The organism is Streptomyces sp. NPDC050610 (assembly GCF_040654875.1).
Taxonomy (GTDB): Bacteria; Actinomycetota; Actinomycetes; order Streptomycetales; family Streptomycetaceae; genus Streptomyces.
Genome location: NZ_JBFAIV010000022.1, coordinates 100,644 through 118,946 on the forward strand (window position 1 = coordinate 100,644; position 18,303 = coordinate 118,946).

At 70.2% G+C, this 18,303-nt stretch carries 15 protein-coding genes and 3 pseudogenes; 8 read left to right on the top strand and 10 right to left on the bottom strand.

The genetic code is table 11. From position 1 onward, the window contains the following. Positions 1-73 precede the first annotated feature (73 nt). The gene (locus AB0I22_RS25610; protein ID WP_363133238.1) at positions 74-955 is read left to right on the top strand and encodes an SDR family oxidoreductase; all 882 of its coding nucleotides are present in this window, start codon (positions 74-76) and stop codon (positions 953-955) included. Between the two features lie 120 nt (positions 956-1,075). On the opposite strand, the gene AB0I22_RS25615 is transcribed toward AB0I22_RS25610, so the two are convergent. Beyond that, complete coding sequence (locus tag AB0I22_RS25615; RefSeq protein ID WP_363133239.1) at positions 1,076-1,909, bottom strand: transposase family protein; 834 nt, start codon at positions 1,907-1,909, stop codon at positions 1,076-1,078. 170 nt (positions 1,910-2,079) lie between these two features. Next, positions 2,080-2,466: pseudogene (locus AB0I22_RS25620) on the bottom strand (transcriptional regulator); the annotation flags it as partial. 81 nt (positions 2,467-2,547) lie between these two features. On the opposite strand from AB0I22_RS25620, the gene AB0I22_RS25625 reads away from it, so the two are divergent. Together AB0I22_RS25625 and AB0I22_RS25630 are read left to right on the top strand one after the other, a co-directional pair. Further along, on the top strand, positions 2,548-2,727 hold the full coding sequence (locus AB0I22_RS25625) for a hypothetical protein (protein ID WP_363133240.1): 180 nt from the start codon (positions 2,548-2,550) through the stop codon (positions 2,725-2,727). Positions 2,728-3,287: 560 nt separating this feature from the next. Continuing rightward, positions 3,288-3,420, top strand: a pseudogene (locus tag AB0I22_RS25630) (IS110 family transposase); the annotation flags it as partial. A 162-nt stretch (positions 3,421-3,582) separates the two neighbouring features. On the opposite strand, the gene AB0I22_RS25635 reads toward AB0I22_RS25630, so the two are convergent. The 6 genes and pseudogenes from AB0I22_RS25635 to AB0I22_RS25660 form a co-directional block, all read right to left on the bottom strand. Beyond that, positions 3,583-6,708, bottom strand: a complete 3,126-nt coding sequence (locus AB0I22_RS25635; protein ID WP_363133241.1) for an amino acid adenylation domain-containing protein — start codon at positions 6,706-6,708, stop codon at positions 3,583-3,585. 58 nt (positions 6,709-6,766) lie between these two features. Further along, positions 6,767-7,789, bottom strand: a complete 1,023-nt coding sequence (locus AB0I22_RS25640; RefSeq protein ID WP_363133242.1) for a zinc-dependent alcohol dehydrogenase family protein — start codon at positions 7,787-7,789, stop codon at positions 6,767-6,769. A gap of 10 nt (positions 7,790-7,799) precedes the next feature. Next, positions 7,800-8,633: a HisA/HisF-related TIM barrel protein gene (locus tag AB0I22_RS25645; RefSeq protein ID WP_363133243.1), complete on the bottom strand. Its 834-nt coding sequence runs from the start codon at positions 8,631-8,633 to the stop codon at positions 7,800-7,802. 68 nt (positions 8,634-8,701) lie between these two features. Continuing rightward, positions 8,702-9,952 (bottom strand): FAD-dependent oxidoreductase, encoded by a 1,251-nt coding sequence (locus AB0I22_RS25650; protein WP_363133244.1) that lies wholly within the window; start codon positions 9,950-9,952, stop codon positions 8,702-8,704. A gap of 27 nt (positions 9,953-9,979) precedes the next feature. Continuing rightward, positions 9,980-10,669: a hypothetical protein gene (locus tag AB0I22_RS25655; RefSeq protein WP_363133245.1), complete on the bottom strand. Its 690-nt coding sequence runs from the start codon at positions 10,667-10,669 to the stop codon at positions 9,980-9,982. A gap of 300 nt (positions 10,670-10,969) precedes the next feature. Then, positions 10,970-11,787 (bottom strand): annotated as a pseudogene (locus AB0I22_RS25660) (IS5 family transposase). A gap of 92 nt (positions 11,788-11,879) precedes the next feature. Here AB0I22_RS25660 and AB0I22_RS25665 point away from each other — a divergent pair. The 5 genes from AB0I22_RS25665 to murF all read left to right on the top strand — a co-directional run bounded on the left by AB0I22_RS25665 (position 11,880) and on the right by murF (position 16,848). Continuing rightward, entirely contained in the window at positions 11,880-12,416 is a 537-nt protein-coding gene (locus AB0I22_RS25665; protein WP_363133246.1) for an IS5 family transposase, read from the top strand. A gap of 255 nt (positions 12,417-12,671) precedes the next feature. Continuing rightward, complete coding sequence (locus AB0I22_RS25670) at positions 12,672-13,658, top strand: D-isomer specific 2-hydroxyacid dehydrogenase family protein (RefSeq protein WP_363133247.1); 987 nt, start codon at positions 12,672-12,674, stop codon at positions 13,656-13,658. Further along, positions 13,651-14,718, top strand: coding sequence for a D-alanine--(R)-lactate ligase (gene vanA / locus AB0I22_RS25675; protein ID WP_363133248.1), 1,068 nt, complete (start codon positions 13,651-13,653; stop codon positions 14,716-14,718). The genes AB0I22_RS25670 and vanA overlap by 8 nt, the downstream gene beginning before the upstream one ends. Beyond that, the gene (gene vanX, locus AB0I22_RS25680; RefSeq protein ID WP_363133249.1) at positions 14,711-15,334 is read left to right on the top strand and encodes a D-Ala-D-Ala dipeptidase VanX; all 624 of its coding nucleotides are present in this window, start codon (positions 14,711-14,713) and stop codon (positions 15,332-15,334) included. Before vanA ends, vanX begins: the two co-directional genes overlap by 8 nt. Before the next feature lie 152 nt (positions 15,335-15,486). Further along, positions 15,487-16,848, top strand: a complete 1,362-nt coding sequence (gene murF / locus AB0I22_RS25685) for a UDP-N-acetylmuramoyl-tripeptide--D-alanyl-D-alanine ligase (protein ID WP_363133250.1) — start codon at positions 15,487-15,489, stop codon at positions 16,846-16,848. Between the two features lie 15 nt (positions 16,849-16,863). Here murF and AB0I22_RS25690 read toward each other — a convergent pair whose 3' ends face one another. Beyond that, positions 16,864-18,018 (bottom strand): peptidoglycan bridge formation glycyltransferase FemA/FemB family protein, encoded by a 1,155-nt coding sequence (locus AB0I22_RS25690; protein WP_363133251.1) that lies wholly within the window; start codon positions 18,016-18,018, stop codon positions 16,864-16,866. Positions 18,019-18,106: 88 nt separating this feature from the next. After that, complete coding sequence (locus tag AB0I22_RS25695; RefSeq protein WP_363133252.1) at positions 18,107-18,286, bottom strand: hypothetical protein; 180 nt, start codon at positions 18,284-18,286, stop codon at positions 18,107-18,109. Between the last annotated feature and the right edge of the window lie 17 nt (positions 18,287-18,303).

The following is an 18,303-nucleotide window of genomic DNA, read 5'->3' on the forward strand; positions in this document are numbered from 1 at the left end:
TGGGACACCTGTCCCGTCACCCGGTGTATGGTCAGTGATGGGATAACAGTCCCATCACTTTCAGGGAGAGCTCATGCATGTCTTCGTCACCGGCGGTACTGGCACCATCGGCTCCGCCGTCGTCGCTGAACTGCTCGGCAACGGCCACGCCGTTCTCGCGCTGGCGCGCTCGGACGGCTCCGCGCAGGCCCTTGAGCGCGCTGGTGCCAAGGTGCTGCGGGGAGACCTGGCGGACCTCGACGTCCTGCGGTCCGGCGCAGGGCAGTGCGACGGCGTGATCAGCCTGGCGTTCGGACGCGACTACAGCAGTCCGGACGCGCTCGCGCAGGCCATAGCCGAGGAGAGCGCGGCTCTCACCGTGCTGGGGCAGGAACTCGTCGGCAGCGACCGCCCGATCGTCACGGTCTCCGGGACGCCCTGGGTGCCGGGACGCGCCTCCACCGAGGCCGATCCGCTGCCGACCGACGGACCGGTGGGCGGTCGGGGCCGTTCGGTCAACGCACTGCTGGACCTCGCCTCGCGCGGTGTGCGCAGCACGGCTGTCCGCATGCCGCGCACGGTCCACAACGAAGGCCAGGGCGGATTCGCCGGCCTGTTGACCGATCAAGCGCGCCGCACCGGGGTGGCCGGCTACCCGGGCGACGGCGCCCAGCGCTGGCCGGCCGTGCACGCACTCGACGCAGCCGTCCTGTTCCGTCTGGCCCTTGAGTCCGCACCGGCCGGGACGGCCTGGCACGCCGTCGCCGACGAGGGCGACGCGGTGCGGGACATCGCCACAGTCATCGGCCGGCGACTGGGCCTGCCGGTCGAGGAGGTTGCGCAGGAGAACTTCGGCCCGTTCGGCCCGATCTTCGCCATGGACCAGCCGGCGTCCAGCACCCACACCCGCGATGCCCTCGGGTGGCAGCCGACCCACTCCAGCCTCCTCGCAGACCTGGAAACCATTCAGCCCTGATGCAACCGGTTCCAGGGGGGCCGTCCGGGGTCGGCCCAATGGGGCACTGGCCAAGGGCCGGTACGCCCGGTACCGGGACACGTCAATTCGTCGTGGGCGGCATCCTGCTGAGTGGATCCCTCAGCGGTTGACTTCGAGGTTCGTCAGGACGAGCAGGGCGCGCAGGACGCAGGTGGCGCGGGCCGGGTCGGTGCGGAGTTTGGTGAGGATCCGCCAGTTCTTGAGGGGGGCGAAGCCGTACTCGACCGGTGCGCGTCCGTTGGCGAGGACGCGGTTGGCGGTCTTCTGGCCGGGGGTGAGCTTGTGGGCGCGGGTGGCGTGGAAGCCGGTGACGATCACGGGGTCGAGTACGTCGTTGTCCAGACCGCGAAAGCCCAGATCCGCCAGGGCCCCGAGGCCGGCGGCACGCAGGTGGGCCAGGAGGTGGTCGTGGCGGGTGGCGGTGTCGTCGTGGGTGCGGCCGGGCCGGGCGGCGGATATCCAGATCAAGCGGCCTCGCTCGTCGGTCAGGATGAGGAAGTGCAGGCCGTGCCGGTGGTGTTTGCCGGAGTAGTTGCGCCGGTCGGCCTTCCCGGTGCGGCGCTGGGTGGCGATGAGGGTGCCGTCGGTCAGGACCACCTCCCCGCCCTGCCGGGCGACCTTCTTCAGGGCGCGGTCCAGACGCGGCGCCTGCGCGGCGAGCAGGGCGATCAGCTCGTCGCGCCAGCGGCGGACGGTCGACTCGGACACGTTGTTGCCGTCGGCCATGTCGGCCAGGCGCTGGCCGTGGCCCAGCACAGCCAGGACGATCACCGCGATCTTCCCGGGCGGCAGGATCCGCCACCTGGACCGGATTACTTTCAGGTGACGCCGCAGCAGATCGGCGAGGTGGTTGACCGTCCGCGTGGACAGCGGCAGACGGCACTGGTAGACAAACGAGCAGGTGTCCTCGGCGTGCTTTTTGGTTTTCGTCACACAATTCCAACGGCCGCCGGAGGAAACATGGTTACGCCCGCGCCGCCGTCGAGACCGCCGCTCTCAGCTGCGCCCAGCACCGCTATGCCGTGACCCATCTGGCCGAGCAGCGGACATACGTGCTCCAGCAGCGCGTCCCCGAGGGTTTGCCGGGCCGAGCGGGCCGTTGATCAGGCCGCGGTCGCTGCGGTGGCGGCGGCCAGTTCGCGTACCCCTGGTACGCGGGGGTGCCGGGAGCACAGGTCGGTGACGATGTTTCGGATCGACGGGCGGTCGCGGACCTCTCCCGGTGACACGCGCAGGGCCAGCAGCAGCTCGGTGGCGGTCTGCTCGGCCTTGCCCCACTGCCACCAGGCGCGCGCGAGGTCGGTGTGCATGCGTCCCTTGCGTTCGTGGGTGGCGAACTGGTCCTCGTGCAGGGTGCGGCCGGCGTTCAGGGCGGCTCCGACGTCGCCGAGGGCCCAGCGGACGCTGACCTGGTAGAGCGTGGCCTGTGCCGGGGTGAACGGGAGGAGGCGGCCCGCGGGGGACTGGTCGGGGAGGCGGTGTGCGGCTCGGGCGCCCGGCGCCTGAACCCCGGCGGCGTCTTCGCCTTCTCCCAGGCCGAGCCGATCCAGGGGCACTACGGGCCCGAGCCGATGTACGGCAACGGCCTGACCGGCCGCAAACTCGTCGTCGTGCGCTGGGCCTACTCGCCCGAATGGTGGGCCGACCTCCTCAAGCGCCACGGCCTCACCGACACCGACGCCCAGATCCTCCCCGCACCCGACCCGCAGGACGTCGGCACACTCTTGGTACGCGCCCGGGTCCCCGAATAGTGGGCGACGGGCCGCGGGCGCGCGTGGGAGTTCAGCGGCCAGGCCAAGGGAATGCCTGTTCCTGGACCGTCTATGACAGGTCGGAGGGGGTGACGCATTGGCGAACGGCTCGCTGGAGGTGTGCAGTCGGCTCGATCACCCGATACCTCTCACCCGACTGTGATGAGCCGGCACGTCGCAGTCGGGCTGAACTGTCCGTGAATGCACCGGAGGGCGTGGGAGAGTTGGATACGGCCCTGGTTTCAGGGGCGCCGGGTGGAGGTGGTGACCACCACTCCAGAATGATCAGTCCCGGTGGTCAGCAGGGTCCCTTCCCACGCGTGCTGGCGAGGGGCCTCATGGGGGGGCCTCGGGGACCCCGGCCGTGGTGGCGGGGGTACTCGCTTCCGTCAACATGCGCCGGAGCGCAGCGGCACGGACAGCCGCCTGGGAGGGTCTTGCACCCCGCCAATCGTTGCGGGCCGACACGGTGCAGGTGGTGCTGCAGCAAGGGGCCTGCTGCAGCACCACCGCTACTGGCCCCGTCGTACGCGGTCGTCAAGGCCCAGGTCTGGGCCGGTATCGATGCCTGCAAGGGCCATCATTGGCCTGTGGTCGAAGAAGATCGACAACGATGAGACGGCGATCCTGACCGCGCTCGGAGAGATCTGCGACCTTGCGGACAAGGTCCACTGGGCGGTGGACATCTCCGGCATGTTCTCGCGCGTCCCCGTGTTCGCTTCCGCGTTCACGTTCGTGTTCGTGTTCGTGTTCGTGATGCTGCCTTCTCCCCGCTTCGCTGATTTCGTGTAGCTGGCCCCGTGTTCGTCCGCTGTCGCCGGTGCCGTGGTGCCCGGGCTACTCGGGCTACTCGGGCTACTCGGGCTGGGCCAGGAAGCCGGTTTCCCGGAAGCGCCGCAGGTAGAGGTCGAGCATGTCGGCATCCACCGGCGGGCAGTCGATGCCGCTGCCCTGCAAGGCGGCCTCGGTGTTGGCGCGGCCCAGGTCGGGGAAGGTGCCGGCGAAGTAGAGCTGTTTGACGGTGTGGTCGGAGCCGTGGGCCAGGCCGGTGAACATCGGCATGTAGGGGGCCATGGGATGGTCCGGGTGACGGGACGTCAGCTCTACGAGCCGGGACACCCAGGCGTCGTACGTGAGGTCGGTAAGGGGATAGCCCATGGCCCGCAGGCGGTCGGACAGCAGCGGCAGTCGGGCCGGTTGCGGGTTGGTGAGGTGGTATGTACGTCCGTCGGGCCGCTCGTGGGTCAGGATGCGGACGACGGCCTCGGCGGTGTAGTCGACCGGGACGAAGTCCAGCGGCAGCGGGATGCCCGGGGCGAGGCCGGTCTCGGCGATGGTGCGGAACAGGGCGCACATCATGGTGTCGGTGTTCCACACGCCCCGTTCCCGGGTGCCGGTGATCTCGTACGGGCGGTGGACAGCGGTCGGCAGGCCGCGTTCGGCTGCCTGGGCGATGAGGCGTTCGGCGACCCATTTGGTCTCCGGGTACCCCAGGGAGATCAGGTCGGGGTGGCCGGGCGGCGTGCCCTCGTCGACCCGGCGGACGCCCGCGGCGCCATCGCCCGCCACGACCGCGACGGTGGAGATGTAGTGGACGGGCTTGAGGCGGTGGGCGCCCGCCAGGTCGAGTACGGTGCGGGTGCCGCCCACATTGGCCGGCGCCAACGCCTCATACGGGTAGGCGAAGTTGACGTGTGAGCCCGCGTGCAGGATGAGGTCGGTCGTACGGGCCAACTGCTCCCAGTCGGCGTCGGACAGCCCGAAGCGGGGCGCTTCCAGAGTGCCGGGAACGGGCACGACCAGGTCCTCGCAGCAGGAAGGGTCGAGCCCGTAGTGGCGCGTGCGCGCGGCGATCCGCGCGTGCGCCGCGTCGGCGTCGTCGGCCCGTGTCAGGCAGCGGATCTCCCGCACCCCGGCGTCGGCCAGCCGGTCGATCAGGTGGACGCCGAGGAACCCGGTCGCGCCGGTCAGCAGCACGGTTTCGGGCGCGGTGGGTTCGGCGGGCGGCGGTGCGCCGAAGCTCAGCCGGTCGTCCAGCCGGGTCTCGGCGGCGAAGTCCACCCGCCGGCCCTCGCCGTCACCGACGCCGTCGGCGTGCAGCTCATCGGCCCGGGCCGCGAAGTCCGCCAGTGCGGGACCGTCGAGCAGGTCCCGCAGCAGCGCCCGGTCCGCGCCCAGGGAGAGGCCGAGCCGGTCCCGTACGTGAGATACGGCCTGCGTGGCGTACAGCGAGGTACCGCCCAGCGTGAAGAAGTCGTCGTCGCGGCCGACGCTCCCCAGGCCGAGCAGTTCGGCCCATACGGCGGCGACGGCTTCTTCGGCCGGGCCGCGTGGCGGGTCGCCGCCCTCGGCGCCGCCGTCCTGCCGTGTGACCAGTTCCATGAACCGGTCGCGGTCGATCTTCCCGCTGGTCTTGAGCGGGATCTCCTCGACGGCGGCGAGCTGCGTGGGGACCATGTACCGCGGCAGCCGGTCCCGTACGTGCGCGGTCAGCCGCGCGGGCAGCCCCTCGGCGCGGCCGCCGGGGGCGGGTACGGCCGCGGCGGCGAGGCGCTGTCCGGCCCCCTCGCCCACCACGTCCACCGCCGCCTCGCGGACCTCGGGGTGTCCGGCCAGGGCGAGTTCGATCTCGTCCAGTTCCACCCGGTAGCCGCGGATCTTGACTTGACGGTCGCGGCGCCCCCGGTACTCCAGTACGCCGTCGCGCCGCCAACGGGCCACGTCGCCGGTCCGGTAGAGCCGCCCGTGCGGGTCGGTCCCGAACCGGTCGGGTACGAAGACCTCGGCGGTCCGTTCGGGGTCGCCCAGGTAGCCGCAGGCGACGCCGTCGCCGCCGACCCACAGCTCGCCGTCCTCGCCCGGCGCGGCCAGCCGGCCGTCCTCGCGGACCACGTAGGCGGTGGAGTTCGCGATCGGGCGGCCGATCGGCACGGTCTCGGCGTGCGCGGCGAGGTCCTCGACGTGGTGGGCCGTGGCGAGCGACGACGCCTCGGTCGGCCCGTACCCGTTGATCAGCATGTCCGGGCGGCCGTGCCGGAGCACGGCGCGCACCGCGGACGGGCTGAGCGCGTCGCCCCCGGCGATCAGCGCCCGCAGCGTGCCGAACATGCGCGGGTTGTCCTCGGCGTGCTGGTGGAACAGCCCGGCGCTGAGCCACATCACCCCGATCCGGTGCCGGCGCATCGTCTCCTCCAGCGCGTCCGCGGACAGCGGCGCCTGGGGGTCCGGCAGCACCAGACAGCCGCCGTTCAGCAGCGGAGCGAAGAGTTCCAGGCAGGAGACGTCGAAGGTCAGCGCAGTGGTCGCGAGCAGCCGGTCGTCCGGCCCCAGTTGCAGATAGTCGGTGTTCTTCACCAGCCGGACCGGGCCGCGGTGCGGACAGACGACCCCCTTCGGGTCCCCCGTGGAGCCGGAGGTGTAGATCACGTACGCCGGGTCGGTGGCCCGCCGGCCCTCGCCCCACCGCTCGTCATCGGCCGGCGGGCGCTGCCCGGCCAGGTCTTCCGTGGTCACCCGCGTGCAGTGACGGTTCACGGGAGACGGCGGCGAGTCCGATGACTCCGACGGATCGCTCACGCTCGGCGCCGTGATCGCGTGCCGGACTCCGGCACCGGTCAGCACCGTCTCCAGCCGGTCGTCGGGGTCCTCCGGATCCAGCGGCAGATAGGCGGCGCCCGCCTCCAGCACGCCCAGTACGGCCACCACGGCCTCCGGCGAGCGCCGCAGCAGGACGGCGACGGTGTCCCCGTCCGCCACGCCGCGCGCCCGTAGGTGCGCGGCGGCCCGGCGGACGCGGTCGTAGAGCTCCCGGTACGTGAGGCGGCCCTCGTCCCATTCAAGGGCCGGGTGGTCGGGGTGCGCGCGGACCTGCTCGGCGAACAGGGCGGGGACGGTGGCGTGCCGGGGGTAGTCGGTGGCGGTGTCGTTCCAGGCTCGGACGGTGTCGGGAATGGGGTGCTCGTGACGGTGGTCGTCGCGCATAACGTGTCCAGACGAGAGTCGCGGGGAGGAAGGGGACGTACGGGGCGGGGTGGTGGCGTCAGCTGGTCAGCACGGCCTTGGACGTACGCCCCGGGCACGGCACATGCCGAACGGCCTGGGCGACATCGGCGAGGTCGAAGCGTTCGGCCTCCGGAAGGGCGAGTCGTACCTCGTCCGGCCGCCCGTCAGCGAGCCGATCGGCGATACGCCGCACCAGCCGCCCCGCTTCATCGCCGGGCAGCCGGCCAAGACGTGCGGGCAGCCAGAACCCGGTCACGGCGATACCGCGGAAGACCAGTTCATCGGGGTCGACGGAGAGAGGGCGGCCGGAGAGCATGCCGTAGCTGACGAACCGCCCCTGGTCGCGCAGCGCACGCAGGGCGAGTGTTCCGGCGGCCCCGCCCACCGCGTCGAGAGCGGCGGCGATGCCGCAGCCCTCGGCGAGGGCCGCCAATTGCCGTTCCGTGGCCGCGTCGTCCTGGCCGAGTACGGCTTCGGCGCCGGCCTCCATCAGCGCGGGACGGTGCCGCTTGTCCCGTACCAGACACAGGCAGCGCAGCCCGCGCCCGTACGCGAGCCGGACCAGCATCCGGCCGACGGCCGAAGCGGCCGCGGTGAACAGGACGAGATCGCCCGGCCGCAGGGAGGACAGGTCGTCGAGGAGGAGGTGGGCGGTGACCGGGTTGATCGTGAGCTGGCAGGCCACGTCGTCGGGGAGGCCGTCCGGTACGGGAATGACGTCGGCCGCGTCCGTGACGAGCTGTTCGGCCCAAGTGCCCAGGGCGGAGACCGCCACCCGCGTCCCGATGCCGAGGGCCGCCCCGGGTCCGACGGTCTCGATCACGCCCGCGCCCTCGAAGCCGACGGGCGAGTCGGCGGCGCTCCGGTCCGGACGCGGGCCGGGCCGGAAGGCGGCGGACCGTCCGTAACGCCCTCGGATCAGCAGCAGGTCGGCGGGGTTGACGGGACTGGCGCGCATCCGGACCCGCACCTGGCCGGCGCCGGGCTCCGGTACGGGGCGGTGGCGCAGCCGCAGTACGTCGGAGGGCTCGCCGTAGTGGGGGAAGACGACCTGTCGCACAGCGGCCGCCTCACTTCGCCGCGGAGCCGGAGCCGGTTCCGGAGTCGGAATCCGGGGAGGTGGGCGAGAAGGAGGAGTGCGACAGCAGGTGGTCGCGGATCTCCTCGATCCCGTACCGCCCTTTGTGCAGCATGTTGTTGACCAGTACGTACGTCACGTCACCTGCGCCCAGCGCCTCCGTGAGGTGGTCGAGGCCGCCGCATCCGCCCGAGGCGATGACCGGCAGCCCCGAGGCGGTGGCGATCGCGTGAAACAGCTCCAGGTCGAAGCCGTCGCCGGTGCCTTCCCGGTCGATGCTGTTGGCCAGGACGGCGCCGACCTGGAGTTCCGCCAGTTGCCGGGCCACGTCGACGGCGCTGACTCCGGCGTCCTTCTCGCCGTCGTGCGTGAAGGCGCCCCATTGACCGGGCCCGGTGCGGCGGCAGTTGATGACGCCCATCAGCCGGCCGGCGCCGAACTCTCGTACCGCGACCGTCTCCGGCTTCTCGATCAGGCCGGTGCTGACGGACAACGCGTCCGCCCCGGCCTCCAGAAGGCCGCCGGCGTGCACTACGGACGGCAGGTCGCCGTGTGCCACGGAAACCAGGGGGCGTACGCCCAGCGCCTTGATGTCGCGCAGCAGGGGCGGGAGGTAGTCGACGGCGTCCCAGGGGTCGTAGACGTCGAGGAAGATCTTGTGGGCGTTGCCGGCGGCGTAGGCCGCGACGATGGCCGTGACGTCGCTGGGGTCTTCGAGACCGGTGATGCGGCTGGGCTCGGTGGCGCGTCCCTTCGCCACGTCGACGCAGGGGATCACCAGGTCGCCTACGTGGTCGCGTTGGCTGTGGAATACGGGCTGGGTCATGGTGCCGCTCCTCTCCGATGGCTGTGGTCCTGTGACTGTCGAGTCGCTGACCCGCTCCTGCCCCGGGGCTATCCGTCGGCGCCCGTGAAAGTGGCCAGGCGCGGGCTGCCGGGGGCCAGGCGGCGGGCGACGGCGACCGCGGAGCTCAGGACGCTGTCGAGGTCGTCGAGTGGTGTGGTGATGTGCCCGGCGAAGTACAGGCCGCCCTCGCCCTGCAGGCGCAGGAGTTCGGCCTGGGCGGTGAGCATGGCCGGGGTGGGCAGCAGCAGGCGGAACGCCGTCGAGGTCAGGGACGCGCGGGGCATCGTCTCGCGGTGGGTGAGCAGGCTGACGAACACGTCGCCGTCGGGCAGTTCGTGCCACGACGTGGTCTCCGCCCACGCGCCGTGCAGCGAGATGGTCATCGGCGCCCACTCGCCGCGCTCGGCGGGCAGGTAGCACGGGTCGCTGTGTACGCCGTAGACCAAGTCGTTGTAGTCGTACGCGCCAAGGATCCGGCGCAGCGGACCGGTGCCTCCGAGCTCCCCCACGATGCAGCGGGCGGACTCGGCGGTCAGCGCCAGGACCACGGCGTCCACCAGGTGGCGCGCGCCGTGTGAGTCGACCAGTTCGAACTGGCTGTTGGAACGGCGCACTCGGCGCACGGCGGCTCCGTGCACGATCTGGGCGCTCGGGCACTGCCTGGCCAACTGCCAGGCCAGCGACTGCATTCCGCCGCGCAGCCGGTACGTACGGGCGTCCGCCTCCGGGCCGGGGTCGGCGTACAAGGGCCCCACGGCGCGTGCCGACAGGTTGCGGGCGTCGACCGGGGCGCAGCCGAACACCGAGGCCGGGAGGGCGTACAGCGCCTGGTCCTTGACGTGGCGGGGCAGGTCCCAGAGCTCGACCGACTCCGCCAGCGTGGCGGTCCACGGGATCTCCTGCCGCTCCCAGTCCGCGGCGTGCGAGGCGAGCAGTTCCTCCGCCGCGCGCGCCTCGTCGGCGGTGACGCGAGGAGCGGCGTTGACGCCCCGGCCGGCGGAGCGCGGTGAGGGACCGTCGTCGTGGACGAGGGCGCACCCTGTGGGCAGTTCATCCCACCGATCTTCCAGTCCGACGGATTTCGTGAACTCTCCGGCCACGGTGGAGAGGTGCAGGGGGATTCCCTGCACTCCGAGTTCGAGTGCGGTGGGAGTTCCTTTGCCGCCGGGTACGTATGCCGAGCGGAGATTTCCGCCGACGCTTTCGCGCGCTTCGAGTACGAGCGTGTCGTGCACACCTTCCAGCAACCAGGCGGTGGCCAGCCCGGCGGCTCCGGCGCCGATGATGCCGATCCTCATGTGTTCACCTCCGATTGATCCGGGACGTCATACATCCGACCCTTCAGGGGTTCCGGCGGCCGCGCGCCAGAAATGCCCGATGGATTCCTCCATCAGCCGCGCGCAGAAGACCGCGTCCTCGGGGTCGTCGCCCCGGTCCAGGCCGTCCTGCACGACGTCGAGAGCGAGCCGCGTCAGCGCGTCGGGCGCCTCGTCGTCGTAGTAGTCGAGCAATTCCCGCGGCACGTCCAGCGGCGATTCCCGTACGCGCCTCATCGCTTCGACGCAGCCGGAGAAATACACCTGCATGTCGGTGTAGGAGGCGAGGGCGAACGCGGCCTGGGCGCCCTGGGAAGCCAGCCAGCTGATGGTGCCGTTGAACGCGTAGGCGGCGTGCTCGGTCGGCCACCGGTCGGCGAGCACGTCACCCTCCATCCCGAGAGCCCGCGCGCATGCCTGCAACTTGGGCTGGGCGTCGTACACGAGCCGGGCCAGCTGGATGAACAGATCCGCCGCCGGACGGTGCGGGAACCGGGCGAGCGCCGTTCCGTACGCGACGAGTTCGGCCGTGTGGCAATGAGCCTCGGTCCCGATCAAGCGCCGCAACGACTCCTCGGTCACCCGCCCCTTCGCTGCGGCCTCCAGCAGCACATTGCCCACCGGCTCCTTCTCGCGCCGCTCCCTGAGCCGCTCGGCCAGATCGACGGCGGTGACGGACGGACTGGACGAATTGACCATGACCTGTTCCTCTCCTCGTTTTACACGGGAAGCCAGGTGTCGACGCCCATGGGTCTGCCTCTCCGGGCAGCCGTTTCGAAGGCTCGTCGCGAAATTCACCTGGCAAATGCCTGAAGGGGTTTCCTCGCTCGCGATTTTTCGCCAGAAGCTAGGTCTCGGCTAGCCCCTGTGCACTGTTCCAAACGGCTTCTGCGGAAATTATCCATAAGAGCGCGCAACAAGTGACGCACGGGAAGCTGCCATGGTTCTGCGCCTCAAAGGGCAACAGAATCACTGCGCTGACAGGAATTAGAAGGTGTCTCACGTGGTGAGCTTCGCGAGTCTCTTGTAGCAGGTCAGGGCTGCGGCAAGACCGAGGAAGGCAAGGAAGTGGCTGCCTTTTCGTCCGTACCGGACGGTGAGGCGGCGGTAGCCGAAGAGCCAGGAGATCGACCGCTCGATCTTCCAGCGGTGCCGGCCGAGCCGCTCGTCGGACCCGATATCGGGACGGGCGATCCGCGCGATGAGGTTTCGGCTGCGGAGCCGGCGAAGGTGCTCCGCGGAGTAGTACGCCTTGTCCGCGCGGACCTTCACCGGCTTCCTCCGACGTGGTCCGCGCCGGGAGCGGACGGCGGGAATGCCGAGAATCAACGGCTTGAACGCCTGGCTGTCGTGCACGTTCGTGCCGGACACCGCGACGGCCAGCGGCAGACCCCGGGGCCTCGGACAGCACGTGCAGTTCGCTGCCCTTCTTGCCGCGATCGACCGGATTCGGCCCGGTCAGCGAGCCCCTCTTTTCGCCCGCACCGAGGCGGCATCGACGATCGCGGACGTCCAGTCCCGCTCGCCCCTGGCACCGAGCTCGTCCAGCACCGCCCGGTGCAGCCTGCGCCACAGCCCGGCCTCGGTCCACGCGGTGAACCGACGGTGCGCGGTGGCCGGCGAGACCCTGAACGACTCCGGGAGACACCGCCGCGCGCACCCGCTCGTCAGCACGTACACCACGGCCGTGAACACCGCTCGCTCGTCCACCGGGGCAGTACCCCCGCCCTGCGGACGGGACGCGAACTCGGCATCAACGGAGCTACCAGCTCCCACAGTTCGTCCGGCACCAGCCGACGTGACAGATCAACCCTCACGGTGCAACATCATGCCGTACCTCGAAGTGCCACGTGAGACATCCTCTTACTGAGTCGAATTCTGGCCAGGGGACGGAGAGGTATTCTCAGCCGTGCGCGGGCGCGCCCACGGCCGTGAGGCCCTGGGACACTCCCGGGGCGGACTGACCTGCAAGGTCCACCTGCTGGCCGACGACCGGTGCCGGCCCCTTCTCTGGCTGACCTCACCCGGTCAGCGCGGGGACAGCCCGATGTTCATCCCGCTCATGCGGGCCCTGAAAGTGGCACGGAAGGGGCCGGGACGGCCCCGCACCCGACCGGACCGGGCCCGCGGCGACAAGGCGTACTCCAGCCGCGCCAACCGTGCCTACCTGCGGCAACGCGGTATCAAAGCGACGATCGCCCAGCCGGACGACCAGCGGGCCAACCGCCGTCGACGCGGCCGGGCCGGCGGCCGTCCCCCGGCCTTCGACCGCGATCAGTACCGCCGACGCAGCACGGTAGAACGCTGCGTGAGCAAGCTGAAGCAGCACCGGGCCGTCGCGACGCGGTACGACAAGCGCGACTACATCTTCCACGGCACCCCGACCACCGCAGCCATCGTGATCTGGCTCCGCGGCCTCACCAAAGAGCCATCAGACACTGCCTAGTCTCCTTGGGTGCCCTCCCGACGGATCGCACCAACGCCGCCGTGTGCCCAGCCCTGCTCGACGGCCGCGCCTGGGCGGCCGCCGACATGGCCCGGCTTGCCGGAGTGGCACCGTCCATCGCGAACAGCCACCGCGACCGGCTGGTGGCCTGCTCGGCGAACACCGCGCGGGCAGGCAAAGCGGGCCGACAACGTATCGGCAGCGTATCGAAAACTGCATACGCGTCGGCAACACCCCGTTTCCTTGAATGGAGGCATGACCTACAGCGAACCAACGGGAATCACCGCTTTCGGATGCGGGCGGGACGAAGCCGCACGGTTCCGGGAGCTGGCGCCCCGATTCGGAGTGACGGCGACAATCACAGAATCCGCTGTGTCGGAGGACAACGTCCACCTGGCATTCGGAAACCGGTGCATCAGCGTCGGACACAAGACCCGGATCACCCCGGCTACAATTCGTGCGCTGAGCCGAGTCGGCGTCTCCTATATCTCCACAAGAAGCATCGGATACGACCACATCGACGTGGATTATGCGGGCCGCGTCGGCGTTTCCGTCGGGAACGTCCGCTATTCCCCCGACAGTGTCGCCGACTACACGGTGATGATGCTGCTGATGGCGGTGCGCAACGCCAAGTCCACTGTCCGCCGTTCGGATGTGCACGACTACCGGCTGCACGACGTACGGGGGAAAGATCTGCGCGACCTGACCGTCGGCGTGATCGGAACGGGGCGCATCGGCACGGCCGTCATGGAAAGGCTTCGCGTCTTCGGATGCCGGATATTGGCGTACGGAAATCGTGCCGGCGAATCCGGTGACCCCGGCGACGAGGTGTCGCTCGATGAATTGCTGAGGTCGAGCGACGTCGTCACGCTCCATGCGCCGCTCAACGCCGAGACGCACCACCTCCTCGACCGTGAACGCATCCAGCGGATGAAACCCGGCGCGTTCGTAGTCAACACCGGGCGCGGTGCCCTCATCGACACCACCGCGCTGGTCGCGGCGCTGGAGGACGGGCGCCTGGGCGGTGTCGCACTCGACGTCGTCGAAGGCGAGGAAGGCGTGTTCTACGCCGACCGACGGAACGCGCCCATCGACAGCAAGCCACTGCTGCGGCTGCAGGAAATGCCGAACGCTTTCATCAGTCCGCACACCGCGTATTACACGTACCGTGCCCTGAGTGACACGGTCGAGAACTCGATCACCAACTGCCTGGAATTCGAAAGCAGGAATCAGCATGCCTAAGGCCAAGCTTCAGGTCGGAATCCTCTTCGGAGGCTGCTCGGAGGAACACCCCATTTCTATCAAGTCCGCGCAGGAGATCGCGCGAAACCTCGACCCGGACAAATACGAGCCGCACTTCATCGGGATCACGCGCAACGGCGCCTGGAAACTCTGCGAGGGCCCCGCCACGGACTGGGAGAGCGGCGCATACCGGCCCGCCGTGCTGTCCCCGGACCGCGGCGTGCGCGGACTGCTCGTCCTCGATCAGGGAAAGTACGAGACGATCGGCCTGGATGTCGTGGTGCCCGTCCTGCACGGCAAGCTCGGGGAGGACGGCGCGGTCCAGGGCCTGCTCGAGCTGTCCGGAATCCCGTACGTGGGCTGCGATGTCCAGAGTTCCGCGCTGGGCATGGACAAGTCCCTCACCTATGTCGTCGCCGCCGGTGCCGGAATCGCCACGCCGAATTTCTGGACGGTCGCGGCGGGCGAGGACATCGACGCCGACCGGCTCACCTATCCCGTCTTCGTGAAGCCGGCCCGCTCGGGATCGTCCTTCGGGGTCAGCAAGGTGGCGAACGCGGAAGAACTGCCGGCCGCGCTGGACGTCGCCCGGCGGTACGACACGAAAGTCCTGGTCGAGGAGGCGATCGTCGGCAGCGAGGTTGGATGCGCCATCCTGGGCGGCGGAACGGACCTGACCGCGGGAGAAGTCGACCGCATCGCCCTGTCCCACGGATTTTTCCGGATTCACCAGGAGGACGAACCCGAGACCGGCTCCGACAATTCGACGCCGATCGTCCCCGCCGATATTCCGGCTGAATCCCGGGCACGCGTCCAGGAAGTGGCGAAGGCCGTCTACCGCGCCCTGGGCTGCAGCGGACTCGCCCGCGTGGACCTGTTTCTCAAGGACGACGGACAGGTCGTCCTCAACGAGGTCAACACATTCCCCGGCATGACCTCGTACAGCCGATATCCGAGGATGATGGCCGCCGCTGGGGTTCCGCTACCCGAAGTGATCGACCGCCTGGTGACCGGGACACTCGCCCGCCCCCTGACTCCGACGGAGCAGGCCGATGCGTAACGACTTCGTCTTCATAGACGAGTTCATACCCGGGATCCGCTGGGACGCCAAGTACGCCACCTGGGACAACTTCACCGGAAAACCGGTCAACGGATACCTGGCCAATCGCATCGTCGGCACTAGGGCCCTGTGCGCGGCATTGCAGAGCACGCGAGAAGAGGCGGCCTCGCACGGATTCGGCCTCCTTCTCTGGGACGGCTACCGCCCGCAACGCGCCGTGGACTCTTTCCTGCGCTGGTCGGAGCAACCGGAGGACGGCCGCACCAAGCACCACCACTACCCCAATATCGACCGGCCCGAGATGTTCGAGAACGGATACGTGGCCGCCAAGTCGGGCCACAGCCGCGGCAGTACCGTCGACCTGACGCTGTACCACCTGGAAAGCGGCGACCTCGCCGTCATGGGCGGCGACCACGACCTGATGGACTCGATCTCGCACCACGGAGCGGAAGGAATCTCGCGCGCCGCGGCGGACAACCGCAGACGTCTTCGCTCCATCATGGAGACCAGCGGATTCAGCTCCTACGCATGCGAATGGTGGCATTACACGCTCAAGGACGAGCCCTACCCGGACACCTATTTCAACTTTCTCATCACACAGGTGAGTCTGGGATGAATACGGCGAGGCTCCGGCGGTCCGGCCGGAGCCTCGCCGTCCCCGGACGCCGAACGGCGAAAGCGAGCACCCCCACCAGAGCCCACCACCTATCGTCCGCGTATCGAGAACCGCATACGCGCCGGCAACACCCCGCCGCCTTCACTGGAGCCATGACTCAGAGCCGGCCATCCCTCGCCCCGCGCCCCCTCTTCCTCGCCGAGATCGCCGCGCTCGTCGGCGGCCGGGTCGCGGGGGACGCGACCGTCGCAGTGAGTGCGCCGGCCGTACTCGACAGCCGGCACGGCGAACCGGGCGGTCTCTTCGTCGCCATGGTCGGTGAGCGCGTCGACGGCCACGACTACGCCGGCCACACCCGTGCGACCACCGTGCTCGGTTCACGGCCGACACCGCTCCCCACAGTCGTCGTCGGCGACGTGCCGGCCGCACTGCAGACACTCGCCGCCCACGCCGTGGCCCGGCTGCGCGAGCGGCTGACCGTCGTCGCGGTGACGGGCTCGCAGGGCAAGACCAGCACCAAGGACCTGCTGTCCGCGGTCCTTTCGGGCGCCGGGCCGACCGTCGCCACACACGGTTCGTACAACAACGAACTCGGCGTGCCCCTGACCATGCTGCGCGCCGACGCGCACACCCGCTTCCTCGCCCTCGAAATGGGCGCCCGCCACCTCGGCGACATAGCCCACCTCACCGGCCTGGTCGCACCCGACATCGCGGTCGTGCTCAACGTCGGCCAGGCCCACATCGGGGAGTTCGGCTCGCGCACGGCCATCGCACGGACCAAGGGCGAACTCGTGCGCGGCCTCGCACCCGGCGGCACCGCCGTCCTCAACGCCGACGACCCCCGCGTCGTCGCGATGCGCGCGCTGACCGACGGGCCGGTCCTGACCTTCGGCCGCGCCGAACACGCCGACGTGCGTGTCCAGGACCTGGCCCTCGACCGCCTGGGCCGGGCGACCTTCACGCTGCGCACCTCCGGCACCTCGGCCCGTGTCGCGCTGCCGCTCGTGGGCGCCCACCAGGCACTCAACGCGGCGGCCGCCGCCGCGGCGGGACTCGCGGCTGGCATCCCCCTGGTCACCTCGGCGGTGGCCCTCAGCACCGCCTCACTGTCCAGGTGGCGCATGGAGCGCCGCATCCTGGCCTGCGGCGCGACCCTGCTCAACGACTCCTACAACGCCAACCCCGACTCCACCCGAGCCGCCCTGGACACGCTCGCCGCGATCACGGGCCGGCGCCGTATCGCTGTACTCGGCGCGATGCTCGAACTTGGCGCCGGCAGCGAGGCCGAACACCGAGCAGTGGGCGAGTACGCGGCCGCGCGCGCCGACCTGGTGGCCGTCGTCGGCGAAACCGCCCGTCCCGTCGCCGACGCCGCGGGGGAGCGGGCGGTCGCATTCACCGACAACCAAGCAGCTGCCGCCTGGCTGCGCGAGAGCCTCACCGGCGGCGACGTCGTCCTCGTCAAGGCGTCGCGCGGCGCCCGCCTCGACGAGGTGGCCGCCGCACTCGGGTAACCGTGCGGCGCGGGCTCAGCGCCCGCGCCGACGCATGTACAGGTCGAAGGCGCGGTAGACCAGCGGTCGCAGCGGCAGATCCCACTCCCCGACGTACCGCACCGCCCGCCCCCCGGTGCCGACCTTGAACCGGATCAGGCCCACATGCGGATCAGCGGCGTCGAGCGTCGGGGTGATGCCCCGCAGGTCGTACACGTCGCAGCCCGCCGCCAGAGTGTCACGGATCATCGCCCACTGGCACGCGTTGGAACCCCGCACCTCACGTTTGGCCGTCGAGGAGGCGCCGTACGCGTACCAGGCGTGTCCGCCGACCCGCACCAGGATCGTCGCGGCCACCAACTCGCCCTCGTAGCGTGCCAGATAGAGCGCGATCCGCCCGGGATCCTCGGCGCTCAACTCCGCGAACATCGTCTCGAAGTACGTCAGCGGCCGCGGCGTGAATCCGTCGCGCGCGGCGGTGTGCACGTAGAGCTCGTGGAACGCCGCGAGGTCCGACGCGGCACCGACCGTGACCTCGACCCCCGCCTTCGCGGCCTTCTTGATGTTGCGGCGCCACTGCTGATTCATGGCCTTCAGGACGTCGTCCTCGGACCTTCCCACCAGCGGCACCTCGTACGTGAACTGCGGCTGCCCGGCCCCGAACCCGTCCTCAGGGCTCTGCGGCAGCCAGCCGGCCGCCCGGAGCCGTCGGCTCACCTCTGCACCGGTCGGATCGACGTGCCCGTCGGGGAGTCTGGTGAGCCGCCGCACCCCCGGATCGGCCACGCCGCCCTTGACCTGCGCCGCATCCCAGGTGTGCGTCCGCACCGGCGGGCACAGCCGGATCGCGAACGCGCCACGGGCCTTGAGATATGCCGCCAGCGGGTCGAGCCACGCACCGACGTCCCCGGCCCAGTCGATGTCAGGACCCCACGGCACATACGCAAGCGTGAACCGCGACAGCCCCGGCACCGGCCGGTGAAGGACAAGCCCCGCCCCCACAAGCCGCCCGCCGTCGAACCATCCGAGCGACTCACTGCGCCACTCCGTCTTCACCCGCCCCCACGCCGGGGTCTGCACAAAGTTCACCGACCGCCGCGCCCGCACGAAGGCCAGGTGCTCGGCGTCGCTGATCGGCGCGACGGTCAGCGTCACGGGGAGGGACAGGGGTGCTGGTTCGCGGTAGGACATGACACCAGTCAAGTCGGCCCTGTGTTGCCGGCGCGTATCCGCTTTTCGATACGCCGACGATATGCGCCGCTCAGGCGCTCCGCGCCTGTCACAGATCATGCTGCTCACCGGTCCGGCGCCACAGCCGCGCGCACCCGTCAGGAGTGGGGTCGTCCAGTGGTACGAGGAATCGGTTCGCGAGGACGTCGGCGAACCTCTCGATGTCGCGTTTCGGCTCGGGCGCCGCGCTACCGGCGCCGAGTTCGCGCAGGGTGCGCAACGCGAGCATAGAGTTGCACCCGTCGA

Bases quoted from the DNA above. Each gene is read 5' to 3' on its own strand.
- AB0I22_RS25610 (WP_363133238.1), top strand. From the start codon at position 74: ATGCATGTCTTCGTCACCGGCGGTACTGGCACCATCGGCTCCGCCGTC.
- AB0I22_RS25625 (WP_363133240.1), top strand. From the start codon at position 2,548: ATGTACGGCAACGGCCTGACCGGCCGCAAACTCGTCGTCGTGCGCTGG.
- AB0I22_RS25635 (WP_363133241.1), bottom strand. From the start codon at position 6,708: ATGCGCGACGACCACCGTCACGAGCACCCCATTCCCGACACCGTCCGA.
- AB0I22_RS25645 (WP_363133243.1), bottom strand. From the start codon at position 8,633: ATGACCCAGCCCGTATTCCACAGCCAACGCGACCACGTAGGCGACCTG.
- AB0I22_RS25650 (WP_363133244.1), bottom strand. From the start codon at position 9,952: ATGAGGATCGGCATCATCGGCGCCGGAGCCGCCGGGCTGGCCACCGCC.
- AB0I22_RS25655 (WP_363133245.1), bottom strand. From the start codon at position 10,669: ATGGTCAATTCGTCCAGTCCGTCCGTCACCGCCGTCGATCTGGCCGAG.
- AB0I22_RS25670 (WP_363133247.1), top strand. From the start codon at position 12,672: ATGACCTACAGCGAACCAACGGGAATCACCGCTTTCGGATGCGGGCGG.
- vanA (WP_363133248.1), top strand. From the start codon at position 13,651: ATGCCTAAGGCCAAGCTTCAGGTCGGAATCCTCTTCGGAGGCTGCTCG.
- vanX (WP_363133249.1), top strand. From the start codon at position 14,711: ATGCGTAACGACTTCGTCTTCATAGACGAGTTCATACCCGGGATCCGC.
- murF (WP_363133250.1), top strand. From the start codon at position 15,487: ATGACTCAGAGCCGGCCATCCCTCGCCCCGCGCCCCCTCTTCCTCGCC.
- AB0I22_RS25690 (WP_363133251.1), bottom strand. From the start codon at position 18,018: ATGTCCTACCGCGAACCAGCACCCCTGTCCCTCCCCGTGACGCTGACC.
- AB0I22_RS25695 (WP_363133252.1), bottom strand. From the start codon at position 18,286: ATGCTCGCGTTGCGCACCCTGCGCGAACTCGGCGCCGGTAGCGCGGCG.